General features: G+C 42.9%; 21 protein-coding genes, 1 riboswitch and 1 other annotated feature. Of the genes, 20 read left to right on the forward strand and 1 reads right to left on the reverse strand.

Features of this window, described 5'->3' with window-relative positions; genetic code table 11:
• From ligA to rlmD, 7 genes are all read left to right on the forward strand, one after another.
• A complete protein-coding gene (gene ligA, locus EL241_RS05295) occupies window positions 1–2,022 on the forward strand; it encodes an NAD-dependent DNA ligase LigA (RefSeq protein WP_036107434.1) in 2,022 nt (673 codons plus the stop codon).
• A complete protein-coding gene (locus EL241_RS05300) occupies window positions 2,019–3,137 on the forward strand; it encodes a CamS family sex pheromone protein (RefSeq protein ID WP_036107433.1) in 1,119 nt (372 codons plus the stop codon). The genes ligA and EL241_RS05300 overlap by 4 nt, the downstream gene beginning before the upstream one ends.
• 12 nt (window positions 3,138–3,149) lie before the next feature.
• Window positions 3,150–3,443 carry an Asp-tRNA(Asn)/Glu-tRNA(Gln) amidotransferase subunit GatC gene (gatC, locus tag EL241_RS05305; RefSeq protein WP_003756324.1) on the forward strand — a complete coding sequence of 98 codons (294 nt, stop codon included), beginning with the start codon at window positions 3,150–3,152 and terminating at the stop codon, window positions 3,441–3,443.
• Window positions 3,444–3,469: 26 nt separating this feature from the next.
• Window positions 3,470–4,921 carry an Asp-tRNA(Asn)/Glu-tRNA(Gln) amidotransferase subunit GatA gene (gene gatA / locus EL241_RS05310; RefSeq protein WP_036107432.1) on the forward strand — a complete coding sequence of 484 codons (1,452 nt, stop codon included), beginning with the start codon at window positions 3,470–3,472 and terminating at the stop codon, window positions 4,919–4,921.
• 14 nt (window positions 4,922–4,935) lie between these two features.
• The gene (gene gatB / locus EL241_RS05315) at window positions 4,936–6,366 is read left to right on the forward strand and encodes an Asp-tRNA(Asn)/Glu-tRNA(Gln) amidotransferase subunit GatB (RefSeq protein WP_115345517.1); all 1,431 of its coding nucleotides are present in this window, start codon (window positions 4,936–4,938) and stop codon (window positions 6,364–6,366) included.
• Between the two features lie 160 nt (window positions 6,367–6,526).
• Window positions 6,527–7,453 carry a diacylglycerol kinase gene (locus tag EL241_RS05320; protein ID WP_040486504.1) on the forward strand — a complete coding sequence of 309 codons (927 nt, stop codon included), beginning with the start codon at window positions 6,527–6,529 and terminating at the stop codon, window positions 7,451–7,453.
• Between the two features lie 124 nt (window positions 7,454–7,577).
• Window positions 7,578–8,942 (forward strand): 23S rRNA (uracil(1939)-C(5))-methyltransferase RlmD, encoded by a 1,365-nt coding sequence (gene rlmD, locus EL241_RS05325; protein WP_036107423.1) that lies wholly within the window; start codon window positions 7,578–7,580, stop codon window positions 8,940–8,942.
• 32 nt (window positions 8,943–8,974) lie between these two features.
• On the opposite strand, the gene EL241_RS05330 is transcribed toward rlmD, so the two are convergent.
• On the reverse strand, window positions 8,975–9,475 hold the full coding sequence (locus tag EL241_RS05330) for a shikimate kinase (RefSeq protein WP_036107420.1): 501 nt from the start codon (window positions 9,473–9,475) through the stop codon (window positions 8,975–8,977).
• Between the two features lie 144 nt (window positions 9,476–9,619).
• Between EL241_RS05330 and EL241_RS05335 the strand changes: the two genes are divergently transcribed.
• From EL241_RS05335 to thiD, 13 genes are all read left to right on the forward strand, one after another.
• A complete protein-coding gene (locus tag EL241_RS05335; protein ID WP_036107418.1) occupies window positions 9,620–10,075 on the forward strand; it encodes a hypothetical protein in 456 nt (151 codons plus the stop codon).
• A 60-nt stretch (window positions 10,076–10,135) separates the two neighbouring features.
• Window positions 10,136–11,014, forward strand: coding sequence for an NAD-dependent epimerase/dehydratase family protein (locus EL241_RS05340; RefSeq protein ID WP_003756308.1), 879 nt, complete (start codon window positions 10,136–10,138; stop codon window positions 11,012–11,014).
• 15 nt (window positions 11,015–11,029) lie between these two features.
• Window positions 11,030–11,482, forward strand: a complete 453-nt coding sequence (locus tag EL241_RS05345; RefSeq protein WP_036107415.1) for a hypothetical protein — start codon at window positions 11,030–11,032, stop codon at window positions 11,480–11,482.
• Between the two features lie 23 nt (window positions 11,483–11,505).
• Window positions 11,506–13,242, forward strand: a complete 1,737-nt coding sequence (ade, locus tag EL241_RS05350) for an adenine deaminase (RefSeq protein WP_036107413.1) — start codon at window positions 11,506–11,508, stop codon at window positions 13,240–13,242.
• 167 nt (window positions 13,243–13,409) lie between these two features.
• Window positions 13,410–13,577 (forward strand): hypothetical protein, encoded by a 168-nt coding sequence (locus tag EL241_RS13625; RefSeq protein WP_159099863.1) that lies wholly within the window; start codon window positions 13,410–13,412, stop codon window positions 13,575–13,577.
• Window positions 13,578–13,741: 164 nt separating this feature from the next.
• A complete protein-coding gene (locus EL241_RS05355; protein ID WP_126320404.1) occupies window positions 13,742–14,137 on the forward strand; it encodes a DUF805 domain-containing protein in 396 nt (131 codons plus the stop codon).
• A gap of 27 nt (window positions 14,138–14,164) precedes the next feature.
• Complete coding sequence (locus tag EL241_RS05360; RefSeq protein WP_036107411.1) at window positions 14,165–14,722, forward strand: hypothetical protein; 558 nt, start codon at window positions 14,165–14,167, stop codon at window positions 14,720–14,722.
• Between the two features lie 93 nt (window positions 14,723–14,815).
• Window positions 14,816–15,060 (forward strand) — a binding site (T-box leader).
• Window positions 15,061–15,119: 59 nt separating this feature from the next.
• A complete protein-coding gene (locus EL241_RS05365) occupies window positions 15,120–15,761 on the forward strand; it encodes an amino acid ABC transporter permease (RefSeq protein WP_003756294.1) in 642 nt (213 codons plus the stop codon).
• Window positions 15,762–15,773: 12 nt separating this feature from the next.
• Complete coding sequence (locus EL241_RS05370; protein ID WP_003756292.1) at window positions 15,774–16,409, forward strand: amino acid ABC transporter ATP-binding protein; 636 nt, start codon at window positions 15,774–15,776, stop codon at window positions 16,407–16,409.
• Between the two features lie 16 nt (window positions 16,410–16,425).
• Window positions 16,426–17,247, forward strand: coding sequence for an amino acid ABC transporter substrate-binding protein (locus tag EL241_RS05375; protein ID WP_036107409.1), 822 nt, complete (start codon window positions 16,426–16,428; stop codon window positions 17,245–17,247).
• Window positions 17,248–17,313: 66 nt separating this feature from the next.
• Entirely contained in the window at window positions 17,314–18,417 is a 1,104-nt protein-coding gene (locus tag EL241_RS05380) for an iron-containing alcohol dehydrogenase family protein (RefSeq protein WP_036107407.1), read from the forward strand.
• A gap of 108 nt (window positions 18,418–18,525) precedes the next feature.
• Window positions 18,526–18,626: riboswitch (TPP riboswitch) on the forward strand.
• Between the two features lie 70 nt (window positions 18,627–18,696).
• On the forward strand, window positions 18,697–19,497 hold the full coding sequence (gene thiM / locus EL241_RS05385) for a hydroxyethylthiazole kinase (RefSeq protein ID WP_036107404.1): 801 nt from the start codon (window positions 18,697–18,699) through the stop codon (window positions 19,495–19,497).
• Window positions 19,490–20,299: a bifunctional hydroxymethylpyrimidine kinase/phosphomethylpyrimidine kinase gene (gene thiD, locus EL241_RS05390; RefSeq protein ID WP_036107401.1), complete on the forward strand. Its 810-nt coding sequence runs from the start codon at window positions 19,490–19,492 to the stop codon at window positions 20,297–20,299. Before thiM ends, thiD begins: the two co-directional genes overlap by 8 nt.
• Window positions 20,300–20,301 lie beyond the last annotated feature (2 nt).

A 20,301-nucleotide genomic window follows, 5' to 3' on the forward strand; every position in this document is an offset into this window, starting at 1 on the left:
ATGGGGGACAAAAAACGTTACGAAGCATTGATCGAAGAACTTAATCAATACAGCTACGATTACTATGTGCAAGATAATCCGAGCGTGGAGGACGTCGTTTACGATAAAGCCATGCAGGAACTTTTGAAAATCGAAGAAGCACATCCGGATTGGATCACAGCAGATTCACCTTCCCAGCGTGTTGGCGGAGAAATTTTGGAAGGTTTCCAAAAAGTAACGCATAAAACACCGATGCTTAGTTTAGGAAATGCCTTTGGAGAAGACGATTTGCGCGACTTTGACCGCCGCATCCAAGACCGTATCGGTGATGGAACAGAATACGAATATATGTGTGAACTTAAAATCGATGGATTGGCAGTATCGTTGATCTATGAAAACGGTGAGTATCGCCAGGGAGCGACCCGCGGCGATGGAACAACCGGAGAAGATATCACGGCCAATTTACGGACAGTGCGTTCGATCCCAATCAAATTAAAAGAAACTTTGTCGATTGAAGTGCGTGGCGAGACCTATATGCCCAAAAAATCATTCCAAAAGTTGAATGGAGCGCGGGAAGAAGAGGGACTACCATTATTCGCAAATCCACGCAATGCAGCAGCGGGATCGTTACGTCAATTAGACACGAAGATCGCTGCAAAACGGAATCTGGATATCTTTCTTTATTCCGTTGCCGATTTCGGCGATATGGGTGTGACAAAGCATAGCGAAGGCCTTGATTATTTAGAAAAACTGGGATTAAAAGTCAATAAAGAGCGCCGCGTCTGCAAAAATATCGAGGAAGTACTTGCTTACGTCGAAGAATGGACCGCCAAACGTTCCGATCTAGCCTACGAGATCGATGGGATCGTTGTTAAACTGAACGACCTTAGGCAGCAGGAAGAAGTTGGCTACACCGTCAAATCGCCGCGCTGGGCGATCGCGTACAAGTTTCCAGCAGAAGAAGTGCCGACGGTCCTGCGTGATATCGAACTACGCGTGGGTAGGACGGGTGTCATTACCCCAACGGCGATCCTTGATCCCGTTCATGTGGCGGGAACGACTGTCAGCCGAGCATCCCTTCACAATGAAGACCTGATCAAACAAAAAGATATTCGTATCAAGGACACTGTCATGATCAAAAAGGCAGGCGACATCATTCCTGAAGTGATCCGCAGTCTCCCTGAGAAACGTACAGGCAGTGAGGAAGAATTTCATATGCCAGCGCATTGTCCGGAATGCGGCAGTGAATTAGTACGGCTGGAAGGCGAAGTTGCCTTGCGTTGTATTAATCCGAAGTGTCCGGCACAGCTTAAAGAAGGCCTTATCCACTTTGTTTCCCGGTCGGCGATGAACATTGACGGCTTGGGAGAGAAAGTAGTTCGGCAGCTGTTTACGCATGAATTGATCCACGATGTCGCAGATCTCTATTTCCTTTCTAAAGAGGAATTGTTACAATTAGAACGAATGGGTGAAAAGTCAGTCACCAATTTGCTGGCAGCCATTGAAAAAAGCAAGCAAAACTCATTAGAACGGCTGCTGTTCGGGCTTGGCATCAGACATGTCGGAGCGAAGGCAGCACGATCACTTGCGATTCATTTTGAAACCATGGATAATGTGAAGGAAGCATCTTTAGAAGACCTCATAGCTATCAATGATATAGGGGAAATCATGGCGGATTCGATCGTGACTTATTTTGAAAATGAAGAAGTCCACAGTCTGCTTCAGGAATTAGAACGTGCAGGTGTCAATATGACGTATACTGGTCCGCGTTTAGAAGAAGTTCCGGAAGAAGACCTCGTGTTTGCTGGTAAAAAAGTTGTTTTGACTGGGAAATTGGAACAACTGAAAAGAGACGAAGCAAAGGCGCTGATTGAATCGCTGGGCGGCAGTGTTTCTGGGAGTGTAAGTAAAAATACAGATATTGTTGTAGCTGGCAGTGATGCAGGTTCCAAACTGGAGAAAGCAGAAGAACTGAGCATCCCTATCTGGTCTGAAAACGACCTTTTAGAATATTTACCAGACGAAGGCGGATTGATAAAATGAAGAAAATAATGATCGCAGCTTTGGGACTATTATTGATTCTCTCAGGTTGTGCACCGAAACTCGATGCAAATGACAAAGTCGTACAAAAGAATAAAACGAAAAAAGCAGAAACAGGTATCATGACAAAAAATCAGATCTCCTCTGATTTTTATAAGACTGTCTTGCCTTACAAAGCGAGTAAATCGCGAGGATTAGTCGTTTCCAACATTAATTCCAGATACGATATCAATGAGCTTGAAACGGGATTGATGCGGATCTCACAAAATGACTACTCTCCAGACAATTATCTTTTCCAAGAAGGGCAGTACTTAGACAAAGAGACGTTGACGAAATGGCTGGATCGTAAAAGCAAGAAAAACAGTGCTGGCTTGAATCCAACTGATAACGGCTTCGGGGAAAATCGGAATCCGATTTATCTTGCCCATATTTTGGAACAGGATTATTTGAAAAAAGTAGATAAAGACACAGTCGCACTCGGCGGGATCTCGATCGCGCTGGCAATGAACTCCGTCGATTACTACCAAAAAGAAGAGTACGGCGATACCTTTGAACAAGCGATTTCCGATAGCGAATTGTTAAGTAAAGGGAAAAGCATGGCAAACACGATATTGAATCGTATCCGTCAAACAAAAGGACTAGGCAATGTTCCTGTTACCATTGCGATCTACAAACAAGGACAGCGTAATGCGGTTGTTCCGGGGAATTTCTTGGCATATTCGACCACGGATAATGACAACGTCGGTAACTGGAAAAATCTCAATGAAAAATACTATGTACTTGGATCAAGCGAAGCAGCCAAAAAATACAAAACAGATAACGACAGTTTTTTGAATTTCAAAGCCGATATTGAAGACTATTATCCGAATTATACCGGTGTAGTCGGTCGTGCAAGATATGAAAACAATCAGTTGTCAGAACTAGATATCGATATTCCGCTTCAGTTCTACGGGGAAGCAGAAATTATCGGATTTAGCCAATATATCACCGATCTAGTCGGGAAATATTTACCGAAAGATGCGGATATCCAAATCAATATTTCCACTTCGGAAGGTCCGGCAGCATTGATCACCCGTTCCAAAGAGGACGATAAAGCAGTGGCTCATATCTATAATTAGGAGGGATTTTGGTTGTCAAATATATCAAAAGAAACAGTAGAAAAAGTGGCTCATTTAGCAAAACTAGAAGTAAGTGAGCGCGAGGCAGAAGTATTCGCGGAGCAACTTGGGAATATCATTACAATGGTCGAAAAACTAAACACTTTGGATACGGCAAATGTCGAGCCGACTTCTCATGCGATCGATGTCTCCAATGTATTGCGTGAAGATGTCGCACATCCTGGTTTAGACCGCAAATTGGTACTCAAAAATGCACCGGAAACACAAGACGGCATGTTCAAAGTGCCAACGATTTTAGAAGACTAAGCGAACATTCAAGGAGGGAAAGTACTTTGGGATTATTGGATTATTCAATAAAAGAATTACATGATAAGTTAGTAAATAAAGAGATCACGGCTTATGATTTAGTAAAAGCATCGTATGATCGAATTGAAGAAGTAGAGGACAAGGTAGGTGCTTTTCTGGAACTAAATAAAGAACAAGCCCTAAGCGTTGCAGAAGAACTAGATGATGCCGGTTTTGACGCCAAACATATCTTGAGCGGTTTGCCGATCGGGATCAAAGATAATATCGTAACCAAAAATCTGCGTACGACAGCAGCCAGTAAAATGCTGGAAAACTTTGACCCGATCTACGACGCAACTGTTGTAAGCAAATTAAAACAAGCGGAAACGATCAATATCGGTAAACTAAACATGGATGAATTTGCGATGGGTTCTTCTACGGAAACTTCTTATTTCCATAAAACACGTAATCCATGGAACTTGGATAAAGTTCCCGGCGGTTCCTCTGGTGGTAGCGCAGCAGCTGTTGCAGCAGGTGAAGTGCTATTTTCACTAGGAAGCGATACTGGTGGCTCGATCCGTCAACCAGCAGCTTTCTGCGGAGTTGTCGGAATGAAGCCTACATATGGCCGTGTTTCCCGTTTTGGATTGATCGCGTTTGCTTCTTCGCTTGACCAAATCGGTCCAATCACACGTACAGTAGAAGACAATGCTTATTTATTAGAAGCAATTGCTGGCGTGGATGAAAATGACTCGACTTCGATCGATGAACCGATCACTAAATATACGGATCATTTAACAGGCGACATCAAAGGTCTGAAAATCGGTGTACCAAAAGAATACTTCGGCGATGGTATCGAACCCGGTGTGAAAAAGGCCGTCATGGAAGCATTGGAAAAATTAGAAGAACTTGGAGCAGTATGGGAAGAAGTTTCCCTACCGCATTCTGAATACGGCGTGGCAAGCTATTATATTTTAGCTTCCAGTGAAGCATCCTCCAACCTTGCACGTTTCGACGGTGTCCGCTATGGATACCGCACACCAAACGCTGCAAACTTAGAAGAATTATATACGAAAACACGTTCAGAAGGTTTTGGCGATGAAGTCAAACGCCGGATCATGCTTGGTACCTATGCTCTTAGCTCCGGTTATTACGATGCTTACTACAAAAAAGCCCAACAAGCACGTACACTTATCAAAAAAGATTTCACAGATGTGTTTGCGGATTACGATGTGATCATTGGACCAACTGCACCGACAACGGCTTTCGATATTGACGGTATGATCCATGATCCAATCACCATGTATTTAAATGACTTACTTACGATCCCGATCAATTTGTCCGGCGTACCGGCGATTTCTGTTCCATGTGGCTTTTCTGACGGATTGCCTGTCGGTTTGCAGATCATTGGTAATTATTTCGATGAAGCAACGATCTATAAAGTTGCCCACGCATTTGAACAAGCAACTTCATTCCATAAAGAAAGACCAAATTTATAGGAGGCGCTGTAGAAATGAACTTTGAAACAGTAATCGGACTTGAAGTCCATGTAGAATTAAAAACAGAATCAAAAATCTTTTCCTCTGCGCCGGCCCATTTTGGTGCAGAACCGAATACCAATACGACGGTCGTAGATTTAGGGATGCCAGGTGTCCTTCCAGTCTTGAATAAACGCGCCGTAGAATACGGAATGAAAGCTGCCATGGCGATCAATTGCGAAATCGCTACGCACACAAAATTCGACCGTAAAAACTATTTTTATCCCGATAATCCCAAAGCCTACCAAATCTCGCAATTCGATAAACCAATCGGCGAGCATGGCTTTTTGGAAGTAGAAGTAGACGGCGTGAAGAAAAAAATCGGTATCACGCGTTTGCATTTAGAAGAAGATGCTGGTAAAAACACCCATACGTCTCATGGTTATTCGCTGGTCGACATCAATCGTCAGGGAACACCACTTATCGAGATTGTTTCTGAACCAGATATGCGTACAGCTGATGAAGCTTATGCCTATTTAGAAAAATTAAAATCGATCATTCAATACACGGGCGTTTCCGATGTGAAAATGGAAGAAGGATCGATGCGCTGTGATGCGAATATTTCTGTGCGTCCAGTAGGACAAGAAGCATTTGGTGTGAAAACGGAACTTAAAAACCTTAACTCGTTTAATAACGTGCGCAAAGGAATCGAATATGAAGTAGAACGCCAAATCGCCGTACTTAAAGCCGGTGGCGAGATCTTGCAAGAAACACGCCGCTATGAAGAAGCAACTGGGAAAACGACATTGATGCGTGTCAAGGAAGGTTCCGATGATTATCGGTATTTCCCGGAACCGGATCTGGTGGATCTATTCATCGACGAAGCTTGGAAGGAAAAAATCAAGCGTACGATTCCGGAACTGCCGGATGCAAGAAAGGCACGCTATGTTTCCGAACTAGGATTACCAGCCTATGATGCTATGGTATTAACACTCACAAAAGAAATGTCTGATTTCTTTGAGGGTACGGTACAGGCAGGTGCAGATGTAAAACAAGCATCGAACTGGCTGATGGGCGAAGTGTCTGCTTATCTGAACGCGGAACAAAAAGAACTGCATGATACAGGTTTGACACCGGAAAACTTAGCAGCGATGATCAAACTTATCCAAGCAGGAACGATCTCTTCCAAAATCGCCAAAAAGGTTTTCCGTGAGCTTGCTGAAAATGGCGGCGATCCAGAAGTCATCGTGAAAGAAAAAGGTCTTGTACAAATTTCTGACGAAGGTGAATTGCGAAAAATCATTTCCGATATTTTAGACAACAACGAACAATCGATCGTTGATTTCAAAAATGGGAAAGATCGCGCAGTCGGCTTCTTAGTCGGTCAAGTAATGAAAGCAACGAAAGGCCAAGCAAACCCGCCAATGGTCAATAAATTATTAGTAGAAGAAATGAACAAGCGCTAAACATAAGAAAAGGAATAAAGCTCATGTCTTTATTCCTTTTTTGTTTGCAAAAAAAGTATCAGAATAGTTTTTGCCAGTTAAATTTGCTATAATAGAAATACTGAGGAAAAAATGAGATTGGCCGTTAGGCTTGTTTGTTTAGTAAGAGAGGATGACCATCATGCAAAAAAGTGCCCGAGTGATTTATAATCCGACATCTGGCCGTGAAATTATCAAAAAAAACTTAGCAGACGTGCTATCGATATTAGAGCAGGCAGGGTATGTTGCTTCCGCTCACGCAACAACGGCTGAACCAGGCGATGCCAAGCGAGCTGCCGAAGAAGCAGTCGAAGCACATTATGATCTGGTGATCGCTGCTGGAGGCGACGGGACGATCAATGAAGTGATCAACGGGATCGCTGAAAAACCTTATCGTCCGAAAGTCGGTATTATCCCAACTGGAACGACTAACGATTTTGCCAGAGCATTACATATTCCACGCGACGTTATCAAAGCGACGAAGATCATTGCGGAAGGTGATAGCATTGCGATGGATATCGGAAAAGCAAATGATACCTACTTTATCAATATCGGCGGTGGCGGACGTTTGACTGAGCTTACGTATGACGTTCCCAGCAAGTTGAAGACGATGCTTGGCCAATTGGCATACTATTTAAAAGGAATCGAAATGATTCCTTCTTTGAAACCGACAAAAGTACGAATTGAATATGATGACGGCGTTTTTGAAGGCAAAACCTTGCTTTTTCTGCTCGCACTAACAAATTCGATCGGCGGTTTTGAGAAAATCGCTCCAGATGCGAAACTCGATGACGGGAAATTTTCCTTGATCATCGTGAAAAAGACGAATTTACCAGAACTTATTCGGCTGATTACATTGGCACTACGCGGCGATCACATCAAAGAACCGAATATCATCTATACAAAATCGAGCAAAGTTGTCGTAACCTCGAAAGACAAAATGTTGATCAACTTAGACGGCGAACTTGGCGGCGAGACACCAATGACATTTTTGAATTTAAAACAACACATTGAATTTTTCGCTGATAGCGTGGCACTACTTGATACAGATCTATTTATCGAAAAATAAAGGCGGAAAATGATCCGCAGCACGATGAAATGTTCAGATTCTAGGAAAAGGAAAGCAGAGCCTTTGACCCGGAGTCGGGACATTTTTATCATGTAGTACTTTCCGAATGAAAGGGGCGAAGTCAATGAGCACAGAATTAGTAAAGAAAAATGACATCATTGATGTAGAAATAGAAGATTTAACACACGATGGAAACGGCGTTGCAAAAATCGACGGATATCCGCTTTTCATTCCCAATACATTGCCAGGTGAAAAGGCAAGTGTCCGCGTAGTGAAGGCGAATAAAAAGTACGGTTTTGGCCGTTTAGAAAACCTGACCCAAACAAGTCCAGAGCGTGTGGAACCCCCTTGCGAAGTTTATGCTAAATGCGGTGGCTGCAGCTTGCAGCATTTAAGTTATGACGGGCAGCTAGCGTTCAAACAGAACCAAGTCGCGCAAAACATGAAACGGATCGGAAAACTGGATGTGGAAGTGAAACCAACACTGGGAATGGAGATGCCATTTCGCTATCGGAACAAATCACAAGTCCCTGTTGGTTACGTGAATGGCAAGATCCAAGCAGGTTTTTATCAAAAACGAAGCCATGACATTATTGATATGGATACCTGCCTGATCCATAATCGAACCGGAGACGATGCTGTTCAGATCGTACGCCGCTTACTCGAAAAATATGCGATTATGCCCTATCAAGAAGAAACAGGCCGTGGCGATATCCGCCATATCATGACGCGTTATGGCAAAACAAGCGGCGAACTGATGATCGTGCTCGTAACAACGCGCAAAAAATTTCCGAACCTGACTGAATTAGTGGCTGATATCCAAAAAGAAGTACCAAACATTGCTTCCATCGTGCAAAACATCAATGCCGCAAAAACGAATGTGATCATGGGCGAGACGACCCGTACATTATGGGGAAAAGAAATGATCACCGATACGATCCACGGCATCCATTTTGCTATTTCGGCGAAGTCGTTTTACCAAGTCAACCCAGAGCAAACGGAAGTATTATATCAAGAAGCACTAGACGCAGCAGGACTGACAGGGGATGAGATCGTAATCGATGCTTACTGCGGAATCGGCTCGATCTCCCTTTGCCTAGCCAAAAATGCCAAGCATGTTTATGGCGTGGAAATTGTACCACAAGCCATTATTGACGCAAAAGCAAATGCCCAGTTGAATCAGCTGGACAATGTCACCTTTGAAACCGGAAAAGCAGAAGAAGTGATCCCAAATTGGTATCGATCTGGCATCAAAGCAGATGTTTTAGTTGTCGATCCACCTCGCAAGGGCTGCGATGAAAAGCTTTTAGAAACGATTATGGATATGAAACCGAAAAAAGTGGTTTATGTGTCCTGTAATCCGGCTACACTTGCCCGAGATATGCAGATTTTGACTGCAGGTGGTTATACTGCGAAGACGGTTCAGCCGGTAGATATGTTTCCGATGACGAATCATATTGAGGCAGTGACGGTGCTAGAACTACAATAAAAAAACGACTTGCAAGTAAGACACTCGTCTCGCTAGCAAGTCGTTTTTGCTATGATCTCCTCCACAATAACCTCCGGCGATCTTCCGTCTGTCGTAATAATATGGCTCGCGACTCCTTCATACAACGGAACCCGTGGCTCAAAAATCGCTTCTACTTCTGCCATCGTTTTTTGCTGGATCAATGGCCGTGAGGTATCTTCTTTCAAACGTTCTAAAAATGTCGTAGGCGATGTCTGTAAGTAAAATACAGCTGGATGCGAGGTGAGTAATTCGCGGTTGTCGGCATTCAGAACAATCCCGCCACCAGTTGAGATGACACCGTTTTTCCCTAGCAATTCCTGTAATTTCGCTGTTTCTAATTTCCGAAAAGCTTCTTCTCCGCTTTCCGCAAAAATCGCCGCAATCGTTTGCTTCTGATCCTGTACGATTTCTTCATCGATATCATAATAAGGCATGCCCTTACGTTTCGCCAGTAACTTTCCGATCGTCGTTTTGCCGGCACCCATGAACCCGACAAGGATGACTTGCTTCATGTTGCGTCCCTCCTTATTTTATACATAAAAGCGCTAAAGAAAGTATAGCACAAAACACGATTTTCCGAAAATAGGAATCAATGGTTTTAAATCATACGGTTTCATTGTACAATAGAGATAATAACTTTAGCTAAAGGAGCGTCTATGAGCGAAGAAAAAATATATACCAATAAGCGTCTCATTGTTTCGGAGATTTTGATTTGGCTAGCGGCTTGTCTCTTTATCTACATCGGCTTTGTCCATATCAAAGGTGTTACTGGTTTGGAAAAAACGATTTTATTCCTGTTTTTACTACTCGTGATGATTTGGCGGGGAAGTAAACTACTACAAGTTTTCCCTGTGATCACCCTCTCGGAAGCCGGGCTGACGTATCGCACGGATTTCAAAACATGGGAGGAGATCGAAAAGATAGAATTGATCCCGGGGAAATTCGGTTTGGCGTTTACGCAAAAACTGCATTTGACAACGTCGATCAAAGGACGTGAGGAAGTCATTTGGAATATCACCGCTGCGGATAGTCAGTTGGACTTAGAACAATTATTAGTGCGGATCAATACTTACCGGCAGTTCACAAGTACAGAAACGGTAGAATTCAATTAAAAGAAATAGCAGTGAATCTCGGAAAAGGAGGTTCCTGTTTTTGCTAAGGGGGCAATAAAAGTGAAGATTTTGGTTTTTGGTGGGACACGATTTTTTGGGAAACAGCTTGTAGAGGCATTGATAGATGCGGAACACGATGTAACGATCGCAACGCGTGGGAAGCAGGAGCATCCATTCGGAGATAAAGTGAGGACCGTCGTGCTCAACCGTACTTTACGTGATGATGTGTTTCGAATCGCGAATGAAAAGTGGGATGTTGTTTATGACAATATCTGTTATTCACCACAAGAAGCCAGCTATGCAGTGAGTGCCTTTAAAGACAAAGTGAAACGCTATATCTTCACATCTTCTAAAGCTGTCTACCGCAACAAAGACCGCGAACTTACGGAAAGCGACTTTGAACCAAGCACCTATGAGATCATTCATGGCTCAAAAGATGATTTCGATTATGGTGAAGGCAAGCGTCTTGCCGAGGCAGTTTTTTTCCAAAAAGCAACATTCCCAGTAGTGGCTGTTCGCTTTCCGATCGTGCTTGGCGAGGCAGATTATACCGAGCGGTTGGAATTTCATATTGAACATATCCGTCGTGGAAAAGAAATCGCGATCACGCATGAACATGCGGCGACTGATTTCATCTTAGATCAGGAAGCAGCACGCTTTTTGAAATGGGTAGGAACAGAAACAGATGTAACAGGACCGATCAACGCTAGTTCGGACGGCAGCTATACCCTTCAAAAAATTATCGAGATCATTGAAAGCAAAGTAGCAAGAAAATGCAAATTAGAATTTATCGCCGACCAAGAGGACAATTCGCCATTTGACATTCCAGGAACGAACACGCTGAATACAGCTAAAGCAAAAGAAGCCGGATTTGAATTTGAGAATTTAGAAGATTGGTTTCCAAAATTAGTCGATACCTTGATTCAATCTGGTAAATAGAAAGGGAAGAAAAATATGCTCTCATTTGAAGAAAAACAAGCAATTATTGAAAAAATGGATGGTTTAGAAGCAAATCCGGTCTCGCTTGGACGCATCAATTACCATTATCCCGAAAGCAAGCGCGATAAGCAGATCGTAGTTAAATTTTTACACCCGAACGGCAATGGCTTTGTTTATTGGCCAGATTCTCCCGAAGCCGGCAAAGATGGCTTTGTAAACATCCGCGACTATAGTGCCTCGGAACTGGAAGCCGTTTTAAAAGGGGCGATCGGCTATCTACAGACCGATGGCGAACCCTATCAAAATGGGGATACGATTTTTTTCCGCAATGACCGCGGCGAAGAATTACGTACCAGTTATGAAAATGAAATGTGGATCATCTATACAGGTGATAATGTGGAAGCCGTTTTTCCTAGTTTGGAAGCTGCGCAAGGCTACTTGCTAGATGAAGGTTTTTACGAAGCTTGACCGATAGATAGGAGGAAGAGGATTTGGAAACAGTGAAACAGCTGCAGGAACGTATCGCGGTGAGCAATCATCGAGAAGCTGCAGATATCGTTATTAAGAATGGAAAAATTGTGAATGTGTTTTCCAAAGAGATCATGACAGGTGATATTGCGATCAAGAACGGCTATATAGCTGGAATCGGCGAGTTTCAAAAGGCAAAGACCGTTATCGATGCAAAAGGAAAATACTTGGTCCCAGGTTTTATCGATAGTCATGTGCATGTCGAAAGCGCAATGGTGACACCGGCAGAATTTGCTCGAGTCTTGCTTCCAAATGGCGTGACAACGATCGTTACTGATCCACATGAGATCGCAAATGTTGCTGGAGAAGCAGGTATTACGTTTATGCTTGAGAATGCGGAGGGGATCCCGCTGGATATGTTTGTCATGCTGCCTTCCTCCGTACCAGCCACCCAAACAGAAAATAATGGTGCAGAATTAAAAGCAAAACAGCTAAAGCCACTTTATGCGCATCCAAAGGTGATCGGTCTAGCGGAAGTGATGGATTTTCCTTCTGTAGCTAGCGGAAGCGAGGATATCTTGCAAAAGATTCTTGACGCCAAAGCGGAAGGCGGCCGAATCGATGGACATGGCGCCGGCCTGCACAGTCAAGATCTTAATAATTACTTAGCAGCAGGGATTCGCACCGACCACGAAAGCACATCCGCTGAAGAAGCGCTCGATCGGTTACGCGCAGGGATGTATGTGATGCTTCGTGAGGGAACAGTCGGCAGGGATCTGAAGCATACATTAGCTGCTGTAAATGAAACGAATAGTCATCGTTTTTGTTTCTGTACCGATGATAAATTGATTTCCGATATTATGACAGAAGGTTCGATCAATTACCATGTGAAGATGGCGATCGCCAGTGGAATGGATCCGATCACAGCAATCCAGCTCGCATCGATCAATGCGGCTACTTGCCATCAACTTCCCTATTTAGGTGCGATCGCAGCAGGCTATCAAGCAGACATCCTCTTCATGGATGACTTAACAGAAGTCTCTATCACAGATGTGATGAAAAAAGGAGAACTTGTCGTAGCCGACCGTGTTCGTAAAGAAAGTTATTTCCATTCGACTGGAAAAACGGAGTTCCGATCACCAACCGTTAGACATCAGCTGAAGCCAGAAGATCTGGAATTGCACCTTCATTCTTCATTATGTAATGTTATCGGTATTCGTCCGAACCAATTATTTACTGATCCACTTCAAGAGACCGTTTCCCTTGAAAGTGGTCAATTTATGCCTTCGATTCATGCCGATCAACAAAAAATGGTCGTGGTCGAACGACACAAAAATACCGGAAACGTAGGTCTTGGCATCGTCAAAGGATTTGGACTACAAAAAGGCGCGATCGCTACCACAGTGGCACATGATTCACATAATATCGTGGCCGTTGGTGCTGATGACGATTCGATCATGCTTGCTATTGAAACGATCACGGAGAAAAATGGCGGTATCGTTGTGGTTGCAGACGGGAAAGTATTATCTTGCCTGCCGCTGCCAATTGCCGGTCTTCTAAGCGATGACACTTTTGAAAACGTCCAGAGCGGGCTACTGGAATTAGAAACAGCATTCCACAGCATTAGTACAGCTCGCGGATTTGATCCATTTTTAACACTATCATTCTTAACATTGCCAGTTATCCCGACATTAAAATTAACGGATAACGGATTGTTTGATTTTGAAAAATTCCAGGTGATTCCGGTGGAAGTAGAATAGTAAGAAAATAAATGAAATAAAAATAGTTTTGCGTAAGTATTTGACCAAATGCTTACGCTTTTTTTGAGGAGAAAAGCAGTAGTTACCTAAAAGCGTTTGACAAAAAAATGAAACCAATGTAATATTTATGTAATAAATGCATGGTTTGCAAAAAGGGAGAACTGGTTGTGACGAAACAAAAATATCGGCGTTACTTAGAAGATGAATATGCGGAAATGATTGGCGATGAGGGAGAATTGGGCTATTCCTTTTTATTATTGTTATTTGTGCAATTCCGTTTGTTGCTTCAGTTATCCATTTTTACGTTAACTAAAGGAGAGAAGAAATGTTTTTAGTGATCACTGCTTTTTTAATTGTGTCACTTATTATTAGTGCAGTAACAAGTCATCGAGAAACGAAAAAAAGAAAAATCACTTATTATATCAATATGCCGATTTTAATTTTTTTGGGGATTGAATGGATAGACAAATTAATCGAATTATTTTAAAAAGGAGAAATCATGACATTCAAAGAAGCATTCGTTTCATTTTGGAAAAATTATTTTAATTTTACAACAAGAACAAGCAGAAGCGAATTTTGGTTTAATTTTTTATGGCTAGTAGTAGCAGAATTTGTATTAGCGTTTTTCTCGCAAGATAATTCGCTTGGCGTAAGTTTTCTTTTTAACGTCATTACTTTTATTCCTTCTTTAGCGTTATTTTCTAGGCGCTGTTATGATATTGGAATGAATAGTAATCTTATCCCATGGTTAGTAGCATTCATCGTTATAGCCGACTTTTTTTCTTTGTTTGGCGGAGCATGGGAAGAAGTAGGTTTAGGTTGGTTGGCAGACATTATTACGTTGGGTAGTTTGATTGCGCTTTTGCTAGTCGGTCTGAAAAAATCAGCAAGATAGAAATATAGAAAAAGGGAGTTCGAAGAGATGAGTAAATTTATCGTAGACAAATTAATTGGCTTTCAAGAGAGGAAAGAGCTAGTAGCTATTTATGCCAATCCGGATGCTGATTTTCATTATGCGGGATATATTGAAGCAGTGACCAATTTGGAATGCTTGTTCCGAGTAATCAGCGAAAATGGCGAAGCGAATGGGTATCGGGCCATTCCAATCGAATCCATCTATCAATTAGAGACGAATACGTTAGCTATGCAGGATGTACTGGTATTGGCAAAACACAGAGGAACAGAGCATACAGCTCCGTTTCTAGAAGTCCAGTTGAAAAAGAAATACTCACTAATGGAATATATCACAGATTTGTCGAAAATAGAGCAGCTCGTGCTTGGTGTAGAGCTTTTTGATGACAGTGAAAGCTTTTATGGCTATGTGCTGGAAAATGTAGAAGATGCCATCGAATTTCAAAGTTTTGATGTTGACGGACGTGCGGATGGCGTAATTATTATTCGAAAAGAAATCATTTCTTCTTATACATTTAAAGGAGAAATTGAAGTGGGGATCGAAAATAAACGAAAAAAAACATTTTAGTTCGCATTGGAGACCGAAAAAGAGATTTTTTGGTCTCTTTTTTTGAATAGTTGACTTCTTTGCTTTATCATGGTACAGTATTAGCAAATAGAAGTAAATGTGAAGAACAGAATAGTAATTTAAGGTTTAGCCGTTTATAGAGAGCTCTTGATTGCTGGGAAAGAGTAGCGGCACTTAGGTGAACACATCTGGGAGCAGGTTTATTGAAGGAAGAAGTAGGTAAATTCGGGACGGCCCGTTAAAGCCGGACAGTCAATTTTATGACTGGTTGAGGTTGATATTGTGAGATATCAATAAAACTGAGGTGGAACCACGTGAATGATATTCCCGTCCTCTGAGCAGCACTGCTGCCCGGAGAACGGGATTTTTTATTTTTACAAAAAAGGAGCGAAAACAAATGACTTATGTACTACAAATCATGCCAGCGTTACTTGAAGGTTTGAAGACGACGCTACAAGTATTTTTCTACACACTACTATTATCCATTCCGCTCGGAGCGATCATAGCCCTGGGGAATGTCAGCAAAATCAGACCGCTTCGCTGGATCATCGATACCTATGTGTGGATCATGCGAGGGACTCCGCTATTATTACAATTGATTTTTATTTATTATGGCGCACCTTATTTCCATTTGATCCTAGAACGATATGAAGCGGTATTATTCGCATTTGTTCTCAATTATGCAGCCTATTTTGCGGAAATCTTCCGCGGCGGCATTTTATCGATTGAAAAAGGGCAATATGAAAGTGCAAAAGTTTTAGGTCTGAGTTATGGACAAACGGTTAGAAAAATCGTGTTGCCACAAGTTATCAAACGTGTTTTACCGGCAATCGGGAATGAAGTCATCAACCTAGTGAAAGATTCCTCGCTAGTTTATGTCTTAGGATTAGGTGATTTGCTGCGAGCTGGGAAAATTGCTTCCAACCGCGATGTGACGTTGATACCACTCGTATTAGTCGGTCTTATCTATTTGCTGCTGACCGCCGTTTTGACACTGCTTTTCAAACGGATCGAAAAACACTACAATTACTATAAATAAGGGGTGGATCATATGTTAAAAATCAAAAATGTAACGAAAAAATTTGATGATCGATTGATTTTAGATAACGTATCGCTGACACTGGCGGATAATGAGATACTATCGATCGTTGGTCCGTCAGGCGGCGGGAAAACGACATTACTGCGCTGTATCAGCGGTCTTGAAACGATGGACAGTGGAGAGATCTGGATCGATGAGGAAAAAATCGATTTTGAAAACAAGAAAAAGCCAGTTGAACCGATTGGTGTCGTTTTTCAAGAGTTCCACCTCTTCCCACATTTGACAGTGTTGGATAATATTATTTTAGCGCCGCAGCTGGTCGGCAAACAATCGAAGCAAGAAGCCAAACAAGAAGCAGAACGCATCTTGGCGTTGCTTGGGCTGGCAGATAAAAAAGAACATTTGCCATTCCAATTATCTGGGGGACAAAAGCAGCGGGCTGCGATTGCCAGAGCTTTGGCGATGAAACCGAAAGTGCTTTGCTACGATGAACCGACTTCTGCGCTTGACCCGGATCTGAAGGGGCACGTGGAAAAATTGATTTTAGATTTGAAAAAAGAAGGCATCACGCAGATCGTCGTTACCCATGACCATGACTTTGCGAAAAATATCGCGGATCAATTGATGGAAGTGGAACCAAAAGGATGATAAAGGAGCAAATCATATGAAACGCAAATATTACCTGCTACTCATTCTGACACTACTTGCAGTCTTGCTTTCTGCCTGCAGGATCGCCGGTAGTGATAGATGGACAGCGATAAAAAAAGAGAAAGAGATCGTTGTTGGCTTAGATGATACTTTTGTGCCAATGGGGTTTCGTGATAAAAAAGATAAGATCATCGGCTTTGACGTCGATCTCGCAAAGGCGGTTTTCAAAGAATATGGCATTAAAGTAAAATTCCAGCCGATCGACTGGACGCTCAAAGAAACCGAATTGAAAAACGAATCGATCGATTTGATCTGGAATGGCTATACAGTAAATAAAGAACGAGCGGAAAAAGTAGCTTTTTCGCAGCCGTATATGAAAAATGAACAAGTGCTAGTGACACTCAAAAAGAATAACATTCGCTCCTTTGCAGGAATGAAAGGCAAACTATTAGGTGCCCAAAATGGTGCCAGCGCCCTTGATGATATGGCGAAGCAGCCGGAAGTGCTGACAAATATCATCAAAAATAAGCAGCCAGAACTCTATGACAGTTTTAATGATGCCTTTATCGATCTGAATAACAATCGGATCGACGGGCTGATCATTGACAATGTCTACGCGCGGTATATTATCGCCAAACAAAAGAACCGGGCGGATTACCGAATCATTACCGGCGGCTTTAAACCAGCAGATTTTGCAGTAGGTATGCGCAAAACAGATAAAACGCTGCAGAAAAAAGTCAACCAGGCGTTTGACAAGTTATATAAAGAAGGAAAAATGCAGCAGATCAGCAAAAAATGGTTTGGAAAAGATGAAATATCCAAACAGCCTGAAAATTGACAATTATCATTGTTTGTTTTACAATATTTCCTATTATCGATTGCGTCTAAGTTGGAGGAATGAAAAATGGAAAAAGAACTGATCGTACGCGGAGCACCGCAAGAATTTGTATGCGAAACGGGGGCATGGCAAACGTTGCCCCGTCACTTAGAACGTCGTGGATTGCAGCGCATCCTTGTCTTAAAGGGAACGAAATCATGGGAAGTTGCCGAACGCTTTTTCCCAGAACTGCCAAATTACACGGTAGCTTTTCACACATATCAAGGTGAAAGCACGTATGAAGAACGTGACTTTTTAGTAGAAAAAATAGCTGAGGAAAACTGGGAAGCAGTTGTTGCAGTTGGCGGTGGGAAGATAACTGATCTGGCAAAAGCGGCCGCTATCGTCTCGAATAAGCCTGTTATTATTTTGCCCACATTAGCCTCTACTTGTGCAGCTTATACCCCGCTTAGTGTTATGTACTCGCCAGAGGGAAGTATGATTCGTTATGATGTTTTCCCCCGCAGCAATGGTCTTGTTCTACTTGATCCAGAAGTGATCCTCCATTCACCGAAAGAACTACTGATCGCCGGTATTGGCGACACGCTTGCAAAATGGTACGAAGCCGATGTTATCATTCGTCAGCTGGAGCAAAAACCAGTCGAAGTCGAAATTGCTCACTTTACTGCGAAATTATGCCGCGATAATCTTTTGCAATATAGCGAAGCAGCTCTGACAGCAATGGAAGCAGGCGAATTGAATGAAGCATTTGTGAAAATCGTAGAGACAAACATTATGGTTGGTGGAATGGTCGGCGGATTTGGTGACGATTACGGTCGCTGTGCTGGTGCGCATTCGATCCATGACGCGTTGACGATCTTACCGGAAACGCATCATCTCCTCCATGGAAACAAAGTAGCCTATGGTATTTTTGTGCAATTAGTTTTAGAAGGCAATTGGCAAGAGATCGATACGCTACTGCCGTTCTATCAATCCTTGCAACTTCCAGCAAGCCTTGTAGATCTTGGCTTAGCAGAGCTTCCAGAAGCGAGATTAGCAGAAGTGGCAGAGCGTGCAGCTTCCGAACACGAAACGATCCACTTGATGCCTGGTAAGATGACTGCGGATAAAGTGTTGCAAGCGATCGATCAATTAGAGATCTTTATGGAGAAAAAAAGGATCCAAGTGTGAAAAAAGCTTCCTTATGCGAAACGACATAGGGAAGCTTTTTTATTATTTACGAAACATTGCATTTTCATCAAAAAAGCGTTATTCTAAAACAGAAGATAACTAAAAACAATAAATCGCTAGGGGCGCTATTTAGCTGAGATAATCGAGAGATTGGTCCCTTTGAACCTGATTTGGTTAGCACCAACGTAGGGAAGTGAGTGGATATAGTTGCTAAATAGCTGTCTAACCGCTTTCCTTTGTCTGGGAAGTGGTTTTTTTGTTGCCTAAGGAGGAAGGAAAATGATTCAACCAGCACTTTTAACAGCATTACGAAAGCAGAATCCACTTGTGGTTTGTTTGACAAATACAGTCACGATCAATGACGTGGCAAATGGATTACTTGCCATTGGCGCTTCGCCAGTTATGGGAGATGAAGTAGAAGATGTCGTGCAAATGGTGGCGCATGCCAGTGGACTTTTGATCAATACGGGCACACTTTCCGGTGGTAATTTTGAGATGATGAAGGCAGCAGCTGAAAAAGCAAATGCTAGGCGTATTCCAGTTGTGTTAGACCCGGTCGGGATCGGAGCAACTGCTTATCGTAAAAATTTCAACTTACAATTACTGCAAGCGATCCGGGTAGATGCGATCCGCGGAAATGCCGGAGAAATCGCGGCGCTCGCGGAAATAGAGTGGCAAAGTAAAGGTGTAGATGCGGGAGAGGGAGATCATGAATCAGTAGTGGCAGCAGCGAAAAAAGTCGCGCAGCAGTATCAGACGCTTGTAGCGATTAGCGGCGTGTCTGATTTTATAACGGATGGCAAACAAGTCGTTCGGATCGATAATGGAACGGCGCTATTTCCGAAGATGACCGGTTCGGGCTGTTTATTTGGCGGGATCGCAGCAGCTTTTTTAGCAACGGAAAATTCACTGACAGCGCTTGAAACCGCAGCAGCAACATATGCGATCGCTGGAGAGAAAGCAAGTGAGATCGCCGAAGGACCAGGAAGTTTCCGCTTGCAACTAATGGATGCACTTTATCAACTTAATGAGGCAGATGTGAAGACCCAAGTGAAAATGGAGGTCGTTACAAATGGTTGAAACGTATCCACAAGCATTAACGATCGCCGGATCTGATAGTGGTGGCGGTGCTGGAATCCAAGCAGATTTGAAAACTTTTCAAGAACGATTGGTATTCGGTACCAGTGCGATCACTGCAGTCACTTCTCAAAACACACAGGGCGTGCAGGCTAGCTATACATTGCCAAAAGATGTCCTTATTAGTCAGCTGACCTCGATCTTTGCTGATTTCGATATTCGAGCAGTGAAAACGGGTATGCTGGCAGATACAGAAACGATGCAGGCAGTCGTGCAATTCGCCCAGCAGCAGTCACTTCCGCAACTTGTGATCGACCCAGTAATGATTGCTAAGGGAGGCGCTTCCCTATTAGCGGCAGATTCCATTCAAACTTTAAAAGAACAGCTAGTGCCGCTTGCTACTGTGCTAACGCCTAATCTTCCCGAAGCAGAAGTTTTGGTAGATGAAAAGCTTCCTACGCAGTCCGCCATCCAGAAAGCGGCCCAAAAGTTACAAGCGCTTGGAGCGAAAAACGTTGTTATCAAAGGTGGACATCGTTTAGATACCGAAGCAGCAGAAGACTTTGTTTTGCTGGAAAATGGCAAATCATTCTGGCTTTCGAGTGTTAAAACCGAAACCGTTCGGACGCATGGAACAGGCTGTACATTCTCTGCATGTATTGCAGCCGAATTAGCCAAACAGGCGGATGTCGAAGCCGCGATTCGAACAGCAAAAGCATTTATCACGGCAAGCATTGAGCAATCGATCGAAGTAGGACACGGCCATGGTCCAGTCAATCACTGGGCTTATCGAAAGGAGGAATAGCC

The sequence above is a fragment of the Listeria grayi genome (genome assembly GCF_900638015.1).
In the GTDB taxonomy this organism is placed as follows: Bacteria; Bacillota; Bacilli; order Lactobacillales; family Listeriaceae; genus Listeria; species Listeria grayi.

Excerpts from the sequence above, each read along its gene's own strand:
- ligA (WP_036107434.1), top strand. The coding sequence starts at position 1 with ATGGGGGACAAAAAACGTTACGAAGCATTGATCGAAGAACTTAATCAA.
- EL241_RS05300 (WP_036107433.1), top strand. The coding sequence starts at position 2,019 with ATGAAGAAAATAATGATCGCAGCTTTGGGACTATTATTGATTCTCTCA.
- gatB (WP_115345517.1), top strand. The coding sequence starts at position 4,936 with ATGAACTTTGAAACAGTAATCGGACTTGAAGTCCATGTAGAATTAAAA.
- EL241_RS05320 (WP_040486504.1), top strand. The coding sequence starts at position 6,527 with ATGCAAAAAAGTGCCCGAGTGATTTATAATCCGACATCTGGCCGTGAA.
- rlmD (WP_036107423.1), top strand. The coding sequence starts at position 7,578 with ATGAGCACAGAATTAGTAAAGAAAAATGACATCATTGATGTAGAAATA.
- EL241_RS05330 (WP_036107420.1), bottom strand. The coding sequence starts at position 9,475 with ATGAAGCAAGTCATCCTTGTCGGGTTCATGGGTGCCGGCAAAACGACG.
- EL241_RS05335 (WP_036107418.1), top strand. The coding sequence starts at position 9,620 with ATGAGCGAAGAAAAAATATATACCAATAAGCGTCTCATTGTTTCGGAG.
- EL241_RS05345 (WP_036107415.1), top strand. The coding sequence starts at position 11,030 with ATGCTCTCATTTGAAGAAAAACAAGCAATTATTGAAAAAATGGATGGT.
- EL241_RS05355 (WP_126320404.1), top strand. The coding sequence starts at position 13,742 with ATGACATTCAAAGAAGCATTCGTTTCATTTTGGAAAAATTATTTTAAT.
- EL241_RS05360 (WP_036107411.1), top strand. The coding sequence starts at position 14,165 with ATGAGTAAATTTATCGTAGACAAATTAATTGGCTTTCAAGAGAGGAAA.
- EL241_RS05365 (WP_003756294.1), top strand. The coding sequence starts at position 15,120 with ATGACTTATGTACTACAAATCATGCCAGCGTTACTTGAAGGTTTGAAG.
- EL241_RS05370 (WP_003756292.1), top strand. The coding sequence starts at position 15,774 with ATGTTAAAAATCAAAAATGTAACGAAAAAATTTGATGATCGATTGATT.
- EL241_RS05375 (WP_036107409.1), top strand. The coding sequence starts at position 16,426 with ATGAAACGCAAATATTACCTGCTACTCATTCTGACACTACTTGCAGTC.
- EL241_RS05380 (WP_036107407.1), top strand. The coding sequence starts at position 17,314 with ATGGAAAAAGAACTGATCGTACGCGGAGCACCGCAAGAATTTGTATGC.
- thiM (WP_036107404.1), top strand. The coding sequence starts at position 18,697 with ATGATTCAACCAGCACTTTTAACAGCATTACGAAAGCAGAATCCACTT.
- thiD (WP_036107401.1), top strand. The coding sequence starts at position 19,490 with ATGGTTGAAACGTATCCACAAGCATTAACGATCGCCGGATCTGATAGT.